Here is an 18,237-nt window from a genome sequence, read left to right on the forward strand (position 1 = left end):
AGGTTGTCCTTCAGCTAACTTATTCGAGCAAAACGCTCGAATAAGTGGATCTTCAGGTCAAACAATTTCCAAAGGAGTGAAAGTGGGCGGCCTTCGCTAGGATCTGCTTTACAACGCTAGCATGAGGTAACACAGTTTTTTTACTCACAAATAGCGATTTTCAACCTATTGTAAAAAGTCAATCTATTAAATTGTTGCTCCTTATCATAGCGGAGAATTAACTCCTACGGGAATAGCTCAAGCCAAAGATCCACTTTGCAACTTGTTTTTCTTTGCAAAGTTAGTTAATAGCGTGCCGCGGAAATAATTAGGCGGAGCGTTGCCAATATACTCAAACATTTCAAAATAACTACTCGGCAAGCTAAGCTTTTTGTATGTGCTACATCATTTGTTAGACCAGACACACCTTGGGTTATTGTCCTTGTGAAAGTGCAGGGTTTGGTATTGGAAATCACTAATAATGGTTATAAAGGTTGTCCTACCAATGGATATATGCTTTCTTTATTTGTAAAAAAAAGAAGGATTCTCCCCCTTCTTTTTGATACGTTTTCTAATAAAATAGACAAAAGACGGTCGAATCCTTCTTATTTTATACTTTTTTCATATGCTTCTTGATATTTCTGAATATCTCCTGCACCCATAAAGACTAGGACACTATTTTGATGATTTTCTAAAAGATGAATATTGTCTAAATCCAATAATTCACTCTGCTCGATTAACTGTTTCAAATCATTAATCGATAAGTTTGCTTGAGATTCTCTTGCAGACCCGAAAATATCACATAAGTATACAGCATCCGCTTGTGATAAAGCTTCACTGAATTCATTCATAAAGGTTTTCGTTCTAGAATAGGTATGAGGCTGAAATATCGCAACAATTTCCTTTTCAGGATATTTCTTGCGAGCAGCTTCAATCGTAGCATCTACCTCTTTTGGATGGTGAGCATAATCATCAATTAAAATCTGATTTCCAAATTGTTTCTCTGAAAACCTTCTTTTTACCCCTTTAAATGATACAATCTCTTTAATTTGAGACGCTGTGAAACCTTCATAATGACATATGGTAATGACAGCTAAAGCATTCAATATATTATGGTTTCCATATGCTTTAATTTGGAACGTGTCATAATAGTTATTACGAACAAAGACATCAAACGTAGTACCTTCTTCATCTTCTTGAATATTTTTTGCACAAAAATCATTCGTGTCATTTAGACCATAATAAAGCACAGGTACTTTTGCTTGGATTGCCTGTAGATACTCATCATCCCCGCAAGCAACAATACCCTTCTTTACGTTATCTGCCATTTGTTGAAAAGAATCAAACACATCATCGATATCCTTGAAATAATCCGGATGATCGAAATCAATATTTGTCATAATCGCATAATCTGGCTTATATGCTAAGAAATGACGCCGATATTCACATGCTTCAAACACATAATACTTACTGTCTTCTGAACCTTTTCCGGTTCCGTCTCCAATAAGATAGGAAATTGGACAAGCTTGATCCAGAACATGTGCAAGTAAGCCGGTTGTTGATGTTTTTCCATGTGCACCGGTAACTGCAATACTTGTATATTGATTAATCCATTCACCTAAGAACTCGTGATAGCGATAGAATGGAAGCCCTAATTCTTTTGCTTTTTTTATTTCCTCATGATTATCTTTAAAGGCATTTCCTGCAATAATGGTTAAACCTTCTTTAATATTATCTTCTGAAAAAGGTAATATTGGTATGTTTTTACCTTCTAAAGCATCTTGTGTAAATATATATTTTTCAATATCAGAACCCTGTACCTGTTCGCCAGAGTCTGCAAGGATTTGTGCCAGGGCGCTCATTCCTGTCCCTTTAATACCAATAAAATGGTAAATTTTCATAAAACAGAACCTCCAAAATCAATGATAAAATTAACTCGTCTCATCATGATTATTTTTCTAATCATCTTTTAGAATTTATATAACACAAGAAATTATCTTCTAATAAATCTCGGTTTGTGTCAAGTCTTTATGCATATTTATTACGTTAAAAAGTATTTTTCACAGCGCTGACCATCAGTGAGGAAATAAAAAGCCTCACTGATGAAAGTCTCACTTTCTGCCATTATATACCGAATCGATGTTGAATGTTCATTAATCATTTTGAACTATTCGATAACATTTTTAATACAAATTAATTATTGTTCATGACATCATGACGAGATACTAATATTTCTCGTTGTTTACTTCCATTCTGTCCAGAAATAATACCATTATCCTCCATCATATCAATTAATCTTGCGGCACGGTTATATCCGATCTTAAATCGACGTTGTAGTAAAGAAGCACTAGCTCCATTATAATCGAGCACAAATTCAACCGCTTCATGATAGAGTTCATCTGTACCTTCACTGGAGGAAACTTGCTGGATTAGTTGCTCTTGCTCAAATAAATAGTTTGGGCTTGCTATCTGCTTGACATAGTTAGTAATTCGCTCTATTTCATCATCAGACACAAATGCACCTTGTATCCTTTTTGTTTCTCCAGATCCATTCTCGACAAATAACATATCGCCCTTACCTAGTAATTTCTCTGCACCATTTGTATCTAATATTGTTCTGGAATCTACTTGTGAAGATACACTAAATGCAATTCTACTAGGGATATTAGCTTTTATTAAACCTGTAATAACATCTACAGATGGTCTTTGTGTAGCTATAAGCAAATGAATGCCACACGCTCTTGCCTTTTGGGCAATTCGACAAATCGCATCTTCCACATCTTGTGGAGAGGTCATCATTAAGTCTGCTAACTCATCAATCACGATAACAATATATGGCATGTGATCCTCTGGTCGACTTTGTCTTCTCATTTTCTCATTATAGCGGTTAATATCTCTTGCACCTTCTTCAACAAATTTGGCATATCTGTCTTCCATTTCTTGAACAGCCCATTTTAATGAAGAGGTTGCTGCCTTTACATCCGTGATAACAGGCGCTACCAAGTGTGGGATATCATTATAAGGTGTTAATTCAACCATTTTCGGATCAATTAACAAAAATTTCACTTCTTCATGATTCGCTTTATATAACAAGCTAATTAAGATGGTATTGATACAAACACTTTTACCAGAGCCAGTTGCACCAGCAATAAGCCCGTGCGGCATTTTCTTCAAATCTGTGACAACCGATTGACCTTCAATATCAGAGCCAAGTCCAACAGTTAACGGTGATGTGCTTTCTTGAAATGTATTACTCTCTAACATCTTTTGCAAAAAGACAGGCTCAGGATTCAAGTTAGGTACTTCAATTCCAATGGTGTTTTTCCCAGGAATAGGTGCTTCAATCCGAATATCTTTTGCCGCTAAATTCAATTTAATATCATCACTTAAATTCTTAATCTTACTTACTTTCACACCTGGTTCTGGTTGAATTTCAAAGCGGGTCACAGACGGCCCCTGTGTCTTATCAACGACTTTAGCTTTTATGTTAAAGTAACGTAACGTTGTTTGTAATTTTTCCGCTTGTTCATTAACCCAACCATCATGTTGTTGCTCGGTTTGCTCCACATCATTGAGCAAGTGAATAGGCACTGATTTTTGTATTTGTGTATCGCCTTTAGTTGCGTAATGATTAGCCGTATTTTGCTGTGTTGGTTTTTTCCGTTGGTTATGGTGTTTCCATTTATCACGAGGTGTCATCATCACATTTATCGGCTTCACACTGGCTTTACGTTCACTTTTATCTTTTTTTCTAGTTTCCATTACTTTCGATATCTCAACTGTTTTACTAGATTTCATTTCACTGTCTTGCTGCTTTTTCTCTTCGATGACAGGTAGAGTTGAAGCTGATCGAGATTCACTTTCTACAATTGGTTCATCCTCGACCTTTTCATTTTCTGAAGCGACCGTTTGATTTTCCGGTATCGGTTCGTCGTGATTATCCAACGACGATTCATCGGATTCTATAACTCGTTTAGAACGACTTCGAAAACCATGTACAGGTGATGGTACATCCTGTGCTCTAAAAGGCTGTTGTTTATCTTGGTGCTCCGCATGTTCTTCCTGATGTTGATCTAACGAATGATTTTCTTTTTTATGTACAGTTTTTCTTTTTAAAATAGTATCAGTTGTATGACTTTTTGGATACCTATATGCCATTTTGGTTTCTATCGTTTTATATTGTAAAGGTTTTTTTTCACTCGCTAATTCTGGCTCGTTCTCTTCAAATAAGTGTTCCCATCTTTTTTTTATATTTTTCCACATCGTACGTTCACGCTCTCTTCCTAATTTATGTACGATTTTACAATCGAGAACTCTTCCCCTATTTTATCATGAAAAGGCTCCTTGTAATAGTTATATTTTTTGAAAAATTACTTTATAACGTGTAAAGAACCCTTGTCCGGAGACAAAGGTTCTAAAATTGAAACACATTACCTACTTCTTGATCAGCTGGTAATACATAGATTCCTTTTTCTTGTGGTGCGTTCGGCAAACCTAATTCTTTTTGTGAACATATCATACCATGAGAATCTACACCTCTTAGTTTAGTCGGCTTAATTTCCAATCCGCTTGGCATAATAGCTCCTACTTTTGCTACAACTACTTTTTGCCCTTGGTCTACATTCGGTGCTCCACAGACAATTTGTAACTGATCATTGCCGACATCAACTTGACAGACCCGTAATTTGTCCGCATTTTCATGAGGTTTGATCTCACTGACATAACCGACAACAAATTTAGGTGACAAATCTAAATCTAGTGAATCTGTCAGATTATTTTGTTTAAATGCTTCCTTCATTTCTGCAAGCATCTCTTCCGTTAATTTCATTTTACCGTCTGATAAATCAGTGAAATAGTTCGAAGCATGGAAAATATTATATCCTACAAGCTCATTTGTAGTTTCATCGATAATTTTAACAACATCTCCAAATGATTCAAATGTTACTTTCTCATTATTTTTAACGGGAAATAGTAGTACATCTCCAATACCTTTTTGATTATAGTAAACAAACATCGCTTCTTAATTCCTCTCTTATTCTTTTGGTTTATTTTTTGCTAAGATGAACACTGGTTCTAAATGCTTATCTTCATAGATGAACGGTAATGATGTAATCGGCACTCGTCCTTCAGCAAAGAACTTCATCGTCATTTGTGCAATAATATCATAGCCTGTTTCATTTTTGATATCTGCTACAATCAATACGTCTTGATGAGGGACTGCTACAACTACCTCTCCAAGTGCATTAGCTTTCATTTCTTCTAAGAAAACCTCGTTTAATATACGACTGGCATCATATCCGTCCTGTGTTGCAATAAAATAAAAATCATTGTCTGCCACCGTATCTTTCTTCGGTGAAACAGATAAAGAACGAATATTAAACAAGGATATTTCTTTTAACCTTTCATATGACCAACCTTGTTCTGCTAACATCTTTTCATCAATTAACTGATACGTTGTCCCTAAATCTAAAGCATAGTAGATATTCGTCTCTGCCGTATGTTCTGAATAAACTAAAGGTGTACCTGCTTTTGTTTTCTTTGGAAATGATGTTGCACGAATAACAGGATAGATTTGCTTTTCCTGTCCTTCAAGCTCGTGTTCCTCACGCATCATTTTAAGCGACTCGCTCACATGGAATTGTAATTCCTCCAGTGCAACGTCGCCTCTTCGTTCATATTTTGCAATCACGTTAGGAATATTTATTGAAACACCTTGTTTGGTGTCCTTCCACTCAACGCGATAAGTGTCTTTATCTCGATTAAACGAGACTCGCCAGTCATCACGCTGGAATAATTCATCAAGTTTTCTTTTCATTTTTATTGAAGTCATTTTCATTATCTTCGTCCTCCTTTTGCGGAAGAAAACACTAAATGGTATTGTAACACTTTTTTATAGAAATGAAAAATAACCAATCTGCTATAAGAAAGTGGATCTTCAGGCCAAACGATTCCCACGGGAGTTAAAGTGGGCGGTATTCGCTTTATGCATTGGCAACTTGGGTTATAATCCCTATGAAAGTGCAAAATATGACATTGCAAATCACTAAAAATTGATTATAAAACAAGTATGTTTTCCGTCGAACTATTGAACAATAGCTAACAAATGAGAAGCAATGAGTTTGCCACAGTGCTAACCGGGCATTTAATCCCTTATTCGGTTATTTCCGGTGCCACGAATAGCGGAATAGATGTCCTTAGGCAAGCCAAAATCGCGATTTTTTTCAAAATAGCGGAACAATCGTCCCCCCCTATTCCTAATTTAAGCAGTCAATACTATTCAAGTCTATCTTCACGTTATTTCACAATTTATGTAGATCACAGCAAAAAGAATCTACCTGAATGGATAGATTCTTTGCAGATGATTTAAGCTAATTTTTCAATAAAATTTTCGATTTCTTCTTGTGTTTTTCTGTCTTTACTTACAAAACGGTCTAATTCTTTTCCATGATCATAAGCTAAGAAGCTGGGAATTCCAAAAATATCATTGTTCACACAAATATCAATAAATTGATCTCTATCGACATATACAAATAGATAGTCCTGATATTTCTCTTCTATTTCAGGCAATATCGGCTCAATTACTCGGCAGTCCGGACACCAGTCAGCTGAAAATAAAAAGATTACTTTTTCTTCGTTTTGTAACTGTTCAAATTCTTGTTCTGATTGTAAAGTTCTCATATTACGATGCTCCTTCTTCATATGCAATAGAGTTGGCGATATCCATCATATCTTTAACATCTTGCTCTAGTTCGCTTTTCGCACTAATAGTCGTAACTTTCACACCACCAACACCTATTTGTACTTCAAATTGCTCTTCATGTTCCACTATATTAATATAACCAAAACGATTCTGGTCCTCAAAGGAGACTAACCACTCATAGTCCTCCTGTTCTTCCTTTGCAGCTTCATAATTTAATCGGCTCGTTTGCGATTCTAATGCATTAAAAAATAATATAAATGTTTGCTCTTCTTTCGCGAGTAACAAATTATTAGCGGTTTGTTTTTCTACTTCAAATCCTTCTGGTACATATAAAGAAAAGTTATCTACTTGTTGATTTTGGTCTTTTGCACTTTGTTGGAATTGTTGTTCTGCTACTTCAACAGCTTCTGATAAGACTTCCTCAGTTGGTTTGATTGTCCATAAATTCATCCCTATTAAAAAAACGATTAATAAGGAAACAACTACCAAACCAGATTTCTCCATTTTCATATAAATCCTCCTGATATTTTAGTCCTATTTTCCCCCTTTTACTATCATACTATTTTTTAGTTATTTCACAAGAGAAAATTCATGCCATTTATTTACTGTTGCGTCGGTATTGCGCTTGTCCTGCCAGAAGCTTTACTACATGTGTAAACATCTCTTCACGCGACACATGTGAATCCGTAAAAATACCAATCGCACCTTGATGGTGACGAATATTATGAATATTTGTCCATTCTTTCATGACATCGCCTAATTCTTGCCCATTTAATAAAGGCTGAGCAATTTCATCCGGTAAGGGGATCCTTGCTCCACTTGCCATGTACAAATGATCATGTGGTGTAATTAGAATACCCCAATTACATAAAAACAATTGATTTTCCATTTGCATAATTCCGCCTTCGAGCCCGATACCATAACAATCTTCTTCTATTTGCTTACATGCTTTCGCTCTATTGATTGCCCCTTGCATTGTCTCCGTATCCGATTTCGGTTGCGCGTTTACTCCCGAGGGAACATCAGCACTTTTAATAGATGCTTCAGTGAATACACGTTTTACTGCATTTACTTTTGCTTTATTATGCGATCCTACTACAATGTTCATGAGTGGCACCCATTAACCTAAAATTGCATCTAACGTATTTTTGTCTGTTTGTTTTACCAATTTGAGTAACAATTCTTTGGCTGCTTGATAATCGTCTACGTGAATAATGGATGCATGTGTATGAATATAGCGAGAGCAAATACCAATAACTGCTGAAGGAACCCCCTGGTTCGATAAATGAACACTGCCAGCGTCGGTTCCACCTTGAGAAATAAAATATTGATACGGAATATTGTTACTTTCTGCTGTATCTAAAACAAAGTCTCTTACTCCATGGTGTGTGATCATTGATCGGTCAAATATACGCAAGAGTGCACCTTTGCCTAGCTGACCAAATTCTTTATCATCTCCTGACATGTCATTAGCAGGTGAAGCATCTAATGCATAGAAAATATCCGGCTTAATCATATTGGCCGCAACTTTCGCGCCACGAAGACCTACTTCTTCTTGAACAGTAGCACCAGAATAAAGTTGGTTCGGTACAGTTTCCCCTTGCAATTCCTTTAACAATTCTATCGCTAAACCACAGCCATAACGATTATCCCAAGCTTTCGCTAGAATTTTCTTCTCATTAGCCATTGGCGTAAATTCTGAAACAGGAATGATAGATTGACCAGGTTTTATCCCGATTTGCTCTGCGTCTTCTTTATTGTCTGCCCCAATATCAATCAGCATATTTTTCTGTTGCATTGGCTTGGAACGTTCAGCTTGTGTTAGGTTATGTGGTGGAATGGAGCCAACTACACCAATCACCTTTTTATCTTCTGTATGTATTTCCACTCGTTGGGATAGTAGCACTTGTGACCACCAGCCACCTAATGGCTGAAAGCGAATCATACCGTTATCTGTTATTTGTGTTACCATAAACGCTACTTCATCCATATGACCTGCTACAAGAACTTTCGGACCTTGTCCTTTTTTTACACCAAAAACCCCACCTAGCCTGTCCTGAATGATGTCATCAGCATATTTCGTTAACTCTTGTTTCATAAACTTTCTAACTGCATGCTCATTACCTGGAGCACCCGGAAGTTCTGTCAACGTTCGAAAAAGCTCTAATGTTTCGTTATTCATTTATCGTCATCCTTTCTTTCATACACTATATCATTATTAATTATTATACGAAAAGCATTATACATTTAAAAGAAAATTAAGCCTACATAGCTTTTTACTTGCTTTTTTTCTATTATTATCCTTAAGATGAAGATGTATGTTTCGTCATTTAACTTAATTAAATGGATGGAGTGAAACGATGAATAAGAAGAATACGATTATTATTGCAGGCTTTGCTTTTATGCTGGGATATTTTCTGAGACATCAACAGAGTGAAAAACAACGGATAAAGCCAGAAAAAGCATTGAAAGCTGTAAAAGATTATTTTCAAAAGAAGTACGAAGTTAGTGGTTCGTGGATCTATATGAAGTCGGAGCCATTACAAAAAAATGGTCTTGAATACGAAGTATATCACGGTGGCATTACCAAGCATATCGATAGTGAATATGTACCATATGAATTTTATGTAGATGCATACACTGGAACTGTAATTGATATCTTTCCACAACATCCAGAGCAAGTCCATACTAATACTTAATAATGCTAAGAAAAGCGCAGAGCGCCCGATTAGAAACGTAGCGACTGGAACGAATTAACTGAGATAAAGGAATCACGGTGAGTTTACGAACCGATGATGACTTTCACCTAAAGGCATAAGTGCGACTAAGCCTCTGGTTTCACCAATCGGCAAGTCTTCTTTATCGTAGGGCAATTCGTGAAGTCGCCTAGTTTCTGGGCGCTCGGAGCTAGACATCTACGTAAAATTTATACTTTCTTATCATACTAGCCAAAACCGAGCAAAAGAGCTCGGTTTTTTAGGTGAGAAAAGGATGAAATGGCGAACAATAAACATAAACTGCGCAGTAACGTGAGTAAGGATATGCTCTCTTCCGTCCTGATTTTTGATGAATGTATAGTCGTCGTTGCGGAAAAAAGAGAGGGAAGTAAGCGTATATATTCTAAGTATTTCCTTCCAATCCCTAATTCAGAAAACTGAATATAGCGGAGGCAGAATACGAAGACTCCTGTGGGACAGCGAGAGCTGAAGATCCACTTGGTGAAGTGCCTTTCTTCACCAAGTTAGCTGAAGCCGAGCCCACGGAAAGCGCAGTATTCTGCCGGAGCGCATGTGAGCACTCATCATTAATCAGAATGGGAGAAGACCTCACTTTTTCACCTTTCATTACTTCGCAGTGTGTTTCTACTACTAATGAATAGTGGGCGATAAATCTGCCTATTTTTATTTTGGAAATTGCACTCGACAACGATAAATAGGTTGTCCTTTCGCTGAGAATTTTTCTTCATATTCAGTCATCACATTTGTTGGGTCTTCTAATCGATGCAAGTCTAATGTGATTTCTTTCAATGTACAGCCAAATTGAGAAAAACTTACTAAGGAATATTCAAACAATCCCCTATTATCAGTCTTTAATACTAATTCTCCATTCGGTTTCAAAATTCTTTGATATTGCTCTAAAAAAGTGTGATACGTCAACCTTCTTTTTTCATGTCTGTTTTTTGGCCATGGATCCGAAAAGTTAAGGTACATTTGATCTATTTCATTATCTTCAAATAAATCCGATAAGTCCTGGGCATTTTCATTTATTAATGTCACATTAGCGCGCTCGGCATCTTTCACTTTTTCCACCGCAGACACAATTATGCTTTTGACAATCTCGATTCCGATAAAATGAATATCCGGATATTGTCCCGCCATTCCTTCAATAAATTGACCTTTGCCTGTACCGATTTCTAGATGTAATGGTTTACCTTCACTAATCTCTTGTCGCCATTTACCTTTATATTCAGCGGGCTTTAATTCGACAAGCTCGTTGTTTTCTTTCAAGTAATCATCTGCCCATGGTTTATGTCTTGCTCTCATGAAATTTAGCTCCTTTATACAGTAAGTCTTTATCTTAAGTAATACTAATGGTTAGCGAAACGGCGTGATCCCCACATAGCTTCCTTGATTTGCTTAAATTTTGAAGTGAGGGTTTTACGGACGAATAGCATCGTGACACCAGAGTATCTTTTATGTTTCATTTTGCCATTTGTCACTTTAATCATACACTAAATTGGCTTTTGCCAATTATTTAGCAAAAGCCTTCTACTTTGAATTTCTGTATACTATTTTCTTTTTTAGAACATGCTAATTATAAAGGTGGGAGATAAGTTATGGCATTAAATGTAAATAACCAACTAGATTTACTGCATGATCTTTTAAGTCTGCATGCTGAAGAATGTTGTGGCAGTGCTTCAGAATGCGAACAAATATCAAGATTAATCAGATCTCTTCAACAACAACCATCGATCCAAAATAGCGAATTATCCCAAATAGTAGATGTGATCGACCATTATGGGACGTCAGGTGCTGTTTCTAATAACTTAGATGATCATATCAATCAACACCAAACAGATATTCAACAATGGTTACAAGTGATCAAAGATTCCAATCATTAATTTGATGTAGAAGCTGATTCAACTCATTTAAATGGGTATCAGCTTCTTTTATCCTATGACGATTTTCAGACCATACATAACCAAGTATTTCTTCAACTAATAAATACCAGTGCATGCGTTGCATTAAATATCGACTATTCTCCATACCATAGTGTTCAAGCCATTGGTCCCATTCCTGCTTTGGTATATAGGATTGAAGAATTCTCCCTATATCCATAGCGGGATCACCGACACGCGCATTATCCCAATCAATTAAATATAATTCACCATTTTTAGATAACATCCAATTGTGATGATTCAAATCACAATGGCACACAACTTGCTGATCATAATAAACGTCTAATAACCGCTCTTCTAGGTATTTAATCGCCTTATAGATCGTAAGTGAATGCCGTGCAAATTTGTTACCCTGTACGAATTGTTTCACTCTTACTAACATTTGATCTGGTAGGATAGTAGATTTTTCTATCCGTAACAACATATCTAATAATTCAGAGGAATGATGGATTTTACTTAATAATTTTGCTACTTTAGGGTGCTGCATTTCTTCAATATTTAAGGCTTTACCATCCAGCCATTGTTGAGCTGTTACTACATCACCGTTCTCAAGGCGCTTTGTCCAAACAAGTTTTGGCACAATACCTTGTGCAGATAATACAGCCAAAAATGGAGATGAATTTCGTTTTAAAAATAGTTTTTTCTGTTTTGATTGGGCATAATAAGCCGCACCGGTTGATCCACCAGCAGGAATAATCGTCCAATCTTCACCTAGAATATGTTCCACAGCTTGTCACCCTCAATTCCTCTTAGTAGTCTCTTAACCTCTTTATCTTTAAAAAGGGAATAGTAATAATAGATTAACGCAAAATCAGGTGTAATTTCAAGAGAAAATTTAATTTTCGACAAAAAATATATCTATTTTTGTCATTTTGAAAAAGAATCTGACGGTTCATCTTGTTCCCATTCCGGTCTTTTTACAGCTATCGACTCACAATGTTTTAGTAATACTTCTGCTACTTTTAGCTGTTGATGCTTTAATGGTGTAAATAATTGCTGCTTCTGTTTAAGCCATTCCTCATGATCATCTCGGTCAACGAAATTGGTGTGATATGGCTCTAATTGGTAATCCATCACATTTGTTCGAGATAACACTACTTTTTTAATTGGAAAATCTAGCTGGTATTTCTTTAAGATGCTTTGAATAATCGTTTCTGTCCGTTTTGTGCTTATTAATGGACTTAGAAATTTACTTTGTATATTGTTTTCTTCTATAAACCATAGTCTTGAATCATTTGGAATAATTACCTGATTCTTTGGCTTTTCAAGTAGTGTGATAATTTCAATTTCTAAGGGGCTAATTAATACAATATCCCCTTCCATTGGTCCATTTTTTAATTGAAAAATGGGAAAGTACATAAGTAAGTGCGTATCAGGTATGCGTTGTAAAAAGTATTTCAATAAAAAATCCTGATAATATGAGCGATTTATAAATGACATTTCATTAATGGTTGTCGATGCCCATTTAAGTTGAAATGGGATTAATGTATCTAAGAAATAGTGTTTCAACTCGTCCTCTGAGGCTGGTAAAAAATTGATGTCATTTGTATTTTCTTCTATATCAATATCTTCTGCTTCAGACCGACTATTGAAGAAAGAACGCCATTTCGAAAAATTAGATTCTTTTAACTCTTTTTCATTATCGACTTCTAATTTAAGTTGTTTCTGATCTTCCCATAAATATTTTAAACGCTCCCAGTTTTCCTTCTTCAACCGCGAAAATTGGCTCGGGTAATGAAAAATATCTCGTTGATAGCGTGAAATGTAATTTTCTAATTTAATTAACTGAGCCACTTGTGTCACCTCATTTCAATTCAAATTGCTGCCAAATTTGATATTTTTGCTTTTTTTCTGAGTGTATTTCATATATAACCACTTTATTAATGTGTAGCTGTTTTTCACCAGTTGGTTGGTTAAGAATGGCTTTATTCTGTAATTGTTGTTCACTAGCCCATTTTTTAGCAAGCGTTATATGGGGAGTAAAGGGTCGTTTATCTATCTGTACATACTTCCCAACTATTTGTTTTATATCTTGATGTAATTGTACTAAGGAAGGATGTTTTTCAACTCCTACCCATAATACACGTGGCTTATTTACTGATCCAAAGGTAGAAAGTCCAGCAATTTTAACTGTAAAAGCTCGATTGTCCAACTGTTGCAATTGATCCGCTACACGATTTAGCATCGTTCTATCGATTGCACCGAAAAAATGTAAAGTGATATGAAAATCGTTCTGGTCAACCCAGCTTTTATAGTGAAAGTCTGTCTTTAGCCTTTGTTGAATCTGATAAAGCCATTTTTTCGTCTCATAGTCAATTTCTACCGCAATAAAGTAATGTCGTGTAGTATTCATCTTATTACCCTCTTATTATTTTCTGATATGTTGGTTTATCGCATATAACAAACAATTCAGCGTTATCAGGTATGGTCTCATCCAGCATTCGATTGATATTTAAATGATCACGATCTGAAACAAGTGTCGCCCCTTGTTTCAATAAATCATCAAAAGCATCTTTATACGTATTCCACGATGATTTTACCGGTACATAAAATAAATCGTCACCTTGTGATCTCCGAAGCAACTGACCAAATATGCTAGACATCCCGTTTCGAAAAGCTGAACGTACAAATAATGACGAAATCGTTTCATTTGATATGATAAATTCATCAATTTGCAAATATTTAAAATTCTTAATATGATTTTCCACCATAACCTCTACGATTGTATGTACTTCTGGTGCCATTTCTGTAATAGTAGAAGCTATCAATAATGTTTTACCATCAGCTAATTGACCTTCCGTGATCTTATCGTCCGCAAAGATTAAAACTGATTTTGCTTCTTTTATATTCGCTTTTTCTAGCGGTTCCTTCTCAGAAGGATTTCCTTTTATGTAAAAGATGTTAGAGTCTAACATTGGTGCTTTCTCTAATTGGTCGATAATAATAACATCTATATCCTGATGGGTTGCAAGCATTTCCTTAATTGCGAACTTCGCCTTTTGAGACCATCCGATAATAATATAATGCCCTTTTCCTTTATACATAATATCACCTTCCTGTCTTTTTTTACGGTAAATCGCCAGACTATCTATAATTTTCCCTATCACTACACCAATTAGCCCGATACCAAAAACATATAAAAATAATGCCAACAATCTACCTCCAACTGTTTCTGGATAAAGATCACCATATCCCACTGTCGTAACAGTAGTCATCACCCACCAGAAACCATCAAAAATGGTTGGGAAGGAGTCTCTCTCAATGAAGACAATTAATATAGATGAAAGTAAAACTAACAGAATACTTGTTATAAATAGCATATAATTCGGAATATGGATAACTTTTTTCATCAATTGTTTAAGAATGTGCATCAAATATTCACCTCGATTTTTTTTAATTATCTGTAAATTAAAAGTTATCTATAGAAAATACATGAAATAAAGTGTAAAATAGAAAGTACATCATGAATATACTTTAACAAGGTTTAACTTGAAAACTTTGAAGGAGTGATTTTTTGAGTCAATCAACCACCCGCATGCTAACTCGTGTGAAGGCTGTCTACCTATTTATTAGAGAGAATGGACCGGTCACCACGAGCCAAATAGCTGAAGAGTTTGGCATTACTGATCGCACCGTACAACGAGATTTACATTTGCTAGCATACAATGGGCTTGTTAATAGTCCAAATCGGGGACGTTGGAAAATCACAAATAAAAAAGTAAAAATCTCCTAATATAATTGATTAAATATATTCTTAACCAGTATTGGTCTAATACTGGTATTTTATTTGCTACTTAATTGGTCCACCTCTTCTGTTGTTAACTCCCGATATTCTCCTATGTTTAGTTTCTCATCTAGCTGCAAGCTTCCCATTGACAATCGCTTCAAATACAACACACTATTGTCAATTGCTTCAAACATTCGCTTAATTTGATGAAATTTCCCCTCTGTAATCGTAATTTCTACCATTTTATCTTCGATAGTTTTTAATCTCGCAGGCTTAGTAACATAACCATCTTCTAACATAACACCTTCAGCAAATTGTTTAATATCTTTATCAGTAATTGTTTTTGCTAACCTTGCAATATAGGTTTTATCTACATGTTTTTTTGGTGATAGTAGCTCATGTGCCAATTGACCGTCATTCGTTAATAATAATAAGCCTTCTGTATCTTTATCCAATCGTCCAACAGGAAAAGGGGATAGTACCTTATCCTGTTTTTTTATCAGATCAAGAACGGTTTTTTGCCTTTGATCTTCCGTAGCAGACAGATATCCTGCTGGTTTGTATAACATTAAATAGATATATTTCTGATATTGAATTACTTTATCATCACACTTTACTTGGTCTTTGTCCGGATCAATCTGGATATCGGCTTTACGGACCGATTGATCATTAACAGTTATTCGCTTCTTTTTTACTAATGTTTTGACATCTTTGCGGCTACCGTAACCCATATTTGCTAAAAATTTATCTAAACGAATAATGGTTGCCTCCTTTCTATCTTCTGATTAATCGATCTAAAATAGCAATTCTTCTTCCTGTAATCCTTTCAAATAAGGTTGATGCATAACCTAAATATAGATAAACGGAACCACCAGCAGTGACACCAATCACCATCATTAATACAGCATGAATTCGATTTTCATGAACATCTAAGAACAAGCCAAATACGTATTTTACTACTAACAACACAATAACCATTATACCTGTAAAAATCAGCATTAAAAGCGATAATTTATAAAATTTACGGTAATTGAAACTGATCGCTTTTTTTATTTGCCACAAGTTAAGCAAGACAGCAATAAAAGTACTAATTAAAGTGACAATGATAGCCCCTTTTGCTGCGAATATTTGAATGAATATTGAATTTAATAGTATCTTCGTAAGGATACCAGCTGATAAGCTTATTAGGGTAAAGTTTTGCTTTTCGACCCCTTGTAGAATATATGAGGTAACCGTAAAGAATGCAAAGGTTAACGCTACTGGCGCATACCATGCAAAAACTTCACCCGTTATGTCAAGATTTTTCATACCAAATAAACCACCATAGATCGGGTCTGCAAGAAGAATTAATCCAAATACAGCAGGAAGTACAAAAAACATAATAATTTGTAAAGCCTGGTTGATTTGAGCATTTAATTTTTGCATCTTATTCGAATTAAAAGCACTAGTAATTTCAGGTATTAAGGCAAGCGATAATCCTGTCGCGATAGTAACAGGAATGATAACTAATTTGTGTCCTTGTAAATTAAATGCTGAGAAAGCAATATCTGCTATATCTCCATCACCTCTTGCCGTCATTGCATGACCAAATGTAAATTGATCAATCAGTTGATACATCGGAATAGCTATTCCAACAAGTACAAAAGGACCTGAATAGCGAAATAATTCTTTTAATAAATCTCTTACAGGAATAGTCACTTTTTCTTTTTGATTTTCAATCGCTGTGTCCAGATACTTTTTACGTTTTTTCCAGTAAAAAGCTAGCACAACCCAAGATGCGATACCACCAACAAAAGCAGAAAATGCTGCAAAACCAATTGCAGTTGCATTCGTTCCTCCTACAATTTCTAAAACTACAAATACGGAAACAAGTAAAAACATGATTCTGATAATTTGCTCTATTACTTGAGATACTGCCGTTGGACCCATTGATTGGTTTCCTTGAAAAAATCCTCTCATAATAGCCATACTTGGAATAATTATTAAAGCGAAACTAACCATTTGAATAACAGATTTCACTTCCTCTAAAGTTACACCTTTACTGTCTTCATCTTTTGTCCAGCTTGCTATGAGATCTGCTCCAAAATACATAATTAAAAAGGCAAAAAAGCCTGTTATTAACATTAACAAACTGCCTATTTTTAACATTCTCATACTTGTATAATAGTCATTTAATGTATTATATTTTGCTACAAATTTGGAAACTGCTAAAGGTACGCCTACCGTTGCTATACTTAACAATATCGTATACGGGATATAAGCATATGAATATAAGGCTGTTCCCGTTTCTCCTACCATATTGGCGAAAGGAATAACATAAATCATCCCTAAAAATTTAGATAAAAAACTTGCTCCTGTGAGCAATAGTGTACCACGTAAAAAATTTGAACTTGACATGCTTTCACCTTTATTCATTAAATTATGTAACGTTAATATTTTAACATAGCAGTCCACAGAATGTTATTGATTTCGACAGATAATTTGTGAATCTCGTCGAATTACGATAAAGTAATCTTTAGCGAAAGAATGTTAGCTTTTGACCACACTTAATTTCCATGTGTACTTTATAAGCTTTTACTACAATGAGATATGAATGGAAGGAAGAATTGTTAAAATGATGGATGTAACGATTATTGGTGGTGGGCCCGCTGGACTGATGGCAGCAATAGCTTCCGCTGAACAGGGAGCCAAAACCATATTAATTGATAAAGGAAATAAACTAGGAAAGAAACTAGCGATATCTGGTGGAGGAAGATGTAACGTAACGAATCGATTACCAGCTGATGAAGTAATTAAACATATTCCTGGAAATGGTCGTTTTCTCTATAGTGCTTTTTCTATATTTGATAACTATGACATTATTGATTTTTTTGAAGGCTTAGGTGTTGCTCTAAAGGAAGAAGATCACGGCAGAATGTTCCCTGTCAGTAACAAAGCAAATGATGTAGTCAATGCATTACTACAGCGATTAGATGAATTGCATGTCACTGTAAAGAAAAATACGGTCGTAAAAGCGATTGATTACAGAGAAAGCACACATCAAGTCGTATTAGATAATCAGGATAATATAGAAACGAAGGCGGTCGTTATAGCTGCAGGAGGAAAGGCGGTTCCCCATACGGGATCTCCTAAGGTTATACTAGACACCCCTCA

General features: G+C 35.4%; 19 protein-coding genes. 4 read left to right on the forward strand and 15 right to left on the reverse strand.

Translation table 11 applies throughout. The annotated features are described in order from the left end of the window. Positions 1-584: 584 nt before the first annotated feature. From murC to GHT08_RS12170, 8 genes are all read right to left on the reverse strand, one after another. A complete protein-coding gene (murC, locus tag GHT08_RS12135; RefSeq protein ID WP_163581666.1) occupies positions 585-1,880 on the reverse strand; it encodes a UDP-N-acetylmuramate--L-alanine ligase in 1,296 nt (431 codons plus the stop codon). A 292-nt stretch (positions 1,881-2,172) separates the two neighbouring features. Next, positions 2,173-4,242: a DNA translocase FtsK gene (locus tag GHT08_RS12140; RefSeq protein WP_163581667.1), complete on the reverse strand. Its 2,070-nt coding sequence runs from the start codon at positions 4,240-4,242 to the stop codon at positions 2,173-2,175. Positions 4,243-4,393: 151 nt separating this feature from the next. Then, on the reverse strand, positions 4,394-4,993 hold the full coding sequence (gene ytpR, locus GHT08_RS12145; RefSeq protein WP_163581668.1) for a YtpR family tRNA-binding protein: 600 nt from the start codon (positions 4,991-4,993) through the stop codon (positions 4,394-4,396). A gap of 18 nt (positions 4,994-5,011) precedes the next feature. Next, a complete protein-coding gene (locus GHT08_RS12150; protein WP_163581669.1) occupies positions 5,012-5,815 on the reverse strand; it encodes a DUF1444 domain-containing protein in 804 nt (267 codons plus the stop codon). Between the two features lie 527 nt (positions 5,816-6,342). Further along, the gene (locus GHT08_RS12155) at positions 6,343-6,657 is read right to left on the reverse strand and encodes a thioredoxin family protein (protein ID WP_163581670.1); all 315 of its coding nucleotides are present in this window, start codon (positions 6,655-6,657) and stop codon (positions 6,343-6,345) included. Between the two features lies 1 nt (position 6,658). After that, positions 6,659-7,189, reverse strand: coding sequence for a hypothetical protein (locus tag GHT08_RS12160; protein WP_163581671.1), 531 nt, complete (start codon positions 7,187-7,189; stop codon positions 6,659-6,661). A gap of 88 nt (positions 7,190-7,277) precedes the next feature. Then, positions 7,278-7,787, reverse strand: coding sequence for a DUF84 family protein (locus tag GHT08_RS12165; RefSeq protein ID WP_163581672.1), 510 nt, complete (start codon positions 7,785-7,787; stop codon positions 7,278-7,280). A gap of 12 nt (positions 7,788-7,799) precedes the next feature. After that, the gene (locus GHT08_RS12170; RefSeq protein WP_163581673.1) at positions 7,800-8,861 is read right to left on the reverse strand and encodes a M42 family metallopeptidase; all 1,062 of its coding nucleotides are present in this window, start codon (positions 8,859-8,861) and stop codon (positions 7,800-7,802) included. Between the two features lie 178 nt (positions 8,862-9,039). Here GHT08_RS12170 and GHT08_RS12175 point away from each other — a divergent pair, with 178 nt between their 5' ends. Further along, the gene (locus GHT08_RS12175; protein WP_163581674.1) at positions 9,040-9,378 is read left to right on the forward strand and encodes a PepSY domain-containing protein; all 339 of its coding nucleotides are present in this window, start codon (positions 9,040-9,042) and stop codon (positions 9,376-9,378) included. Positions 9,379-10,080: 702 nt separating this feature from the next. Here the strand turns inward: GHT08_RS12175 and trmB are convergent. Further along, entirely contained in the window at positions 10,081-10,722 is a 642-nt protein-coding gene (gene trmB / locus GHT08_RS12180) for a tRNA (guanosine(46)-N7)-methyltransferase TrmB (protein WP_163581675.1), read from the reverse strand. Positions 10,723-11,015: 293 nt separating this feature from the next. Between trmB and GHT08_RS12185 the strand changes: the two genes are divergently transcribed. Continuing rightward, positions 11,016-11,300 carry a YtzH-like family protein gene (locus GHT08_RS12185; protein WP_163581676.1) on the forward strand — a complete coding sequence of 95 codons (285 nt, stop codon included), beginning with the start codon at positions 11,016-11,018 and terminating at the stop codon, positions 11,298-11,300. On the opposite strand, the gene GHT08_RS12190 is transcribed toward GHT08_RS12185, so the two are convergent. The 4 genes from GHT08_RS12190 to GHT08_RS12205 all read right to left on the reverse strand — a co-directional run bounded on the left by GHT08_RS12190 (position 11,281) and on the right by GHT08_RS12205 (position 14,728). Further along, entirely contained in the window at positions 11,281-12,084 is an 804-nt protein-coding gene (locus GHT08_RS12190; protein ID WP_163581677.1) for a phosphotransferase family protein, read from the reverse strand. The genes GHT08_RS12185 and GHT08_RS12190 overlap by 20 nt on opposite strands. A 140-nt stretch (positions 12,085-12,224) precedes the next feature. Beyond that, complete coding sequence (locus GHT08_RS12195) at positions 12,225-13,151, reverse strand: NERD domain-containing protein (RefSeq protein ID WP_163581678.1); 927 nt, start codon at positions 13,149-13,151, stop codon at positions 12,225-12,227. A gap of 10 nt (positions 13,152-13,161) precedes the next feature. After that, on the reverse strand, positions 13,162-13,710 hold the full coding sequence (gene thpR, locus GHT08_RS12200) for an RNA 2',3'-cyclic phosphodiesterase (RefSeq protein WP_163581679.1): 549 nt from the start codon (positions 13,708-13,710) through the stop codon (positions 13,162-13,164). A 4-nt stretch (positions 13,711-13,714) separates the two neighbouring features. Next, positions 13,715-14,728, reverse strand: a complete 1,014-nt coding sequence (locus GHT08_RS12205; RefSeq protein WP_163581680.1) for a potassium channel family protein — start codon at positions 14,726-14,728, stop codon at positions 13,715-13,717. 143 nt (positions 14,729-14,871) lie between these two features. On the opposite strand from GHT08_RS12205, the gene GHT08_RS12210 reads away from it, so the two are divergent. Continuing rightward, the gene (locus tag GHT08_RS12210) at positions 14,872-15,090 is read left to right on the forward strand and encodes an HTH domain-containing protein (protein WP_018933617.1); all 219 of its coding nucleotides are present in this window, start codon (positions 14,872-14,874) and stop codon (positions 15,088-15,090) included. Between the two features lie 50 nt (positions 15,091-15,140). On the opposite strand, the gene GHT08_RS12215 is transcribed toward GHT08_RS12210, so the two are convergent. Both GHT08_RS12215 and GHT08_RS12220 read right to left on the reverse strand, forming a co-directional pair. Next, positions 15,141-15,842, reverse strand: a complete 702-nt coding sequence (locus GHT08_RS12215; RefSeq protein WP_163581682.1) for a pseudouridine synthase — start codon at positions 15,840-15,842, stop codon at positions 15,141-15,143. Between the two features lie 16 nt (positions 15,843-15,858). After that, complete coding sequence (locus tag GHT08_RS12220; RefSeq protein WP_163581681.1) at positions 15,859-17,481, reverse strand: putative polysaccharide biosynthesis protein; 1,623 nt, start codon at positions 17,479-17,481, stop codon at positions 15,859-15,861. A 196-nt stretch (positions 17,482-17,677) separates the two neighbouring features. On the opposite strand from GHT08_RS12220, the gene GHT08_RS12225 reads away from it, so the two are divergent. Then, on the forward strand, positions 17,678-18,237 hold a 560-nt coding region (locus tag GHT08_RS12225), incomplete at its 3' end, for an aminoacetone oxidase family FAD-binding enzyme (RefSeq protein ID WP_193568291.1).

Source organism: Gracilibacillus saliphilus, assembly GCF_010994085.1.
GTDB lineage: Bacteria > Bacillota > Bacilli > Bacillales > Amphibacillaceae > Gracilibacillus > Gracilibacillus lacisalsi.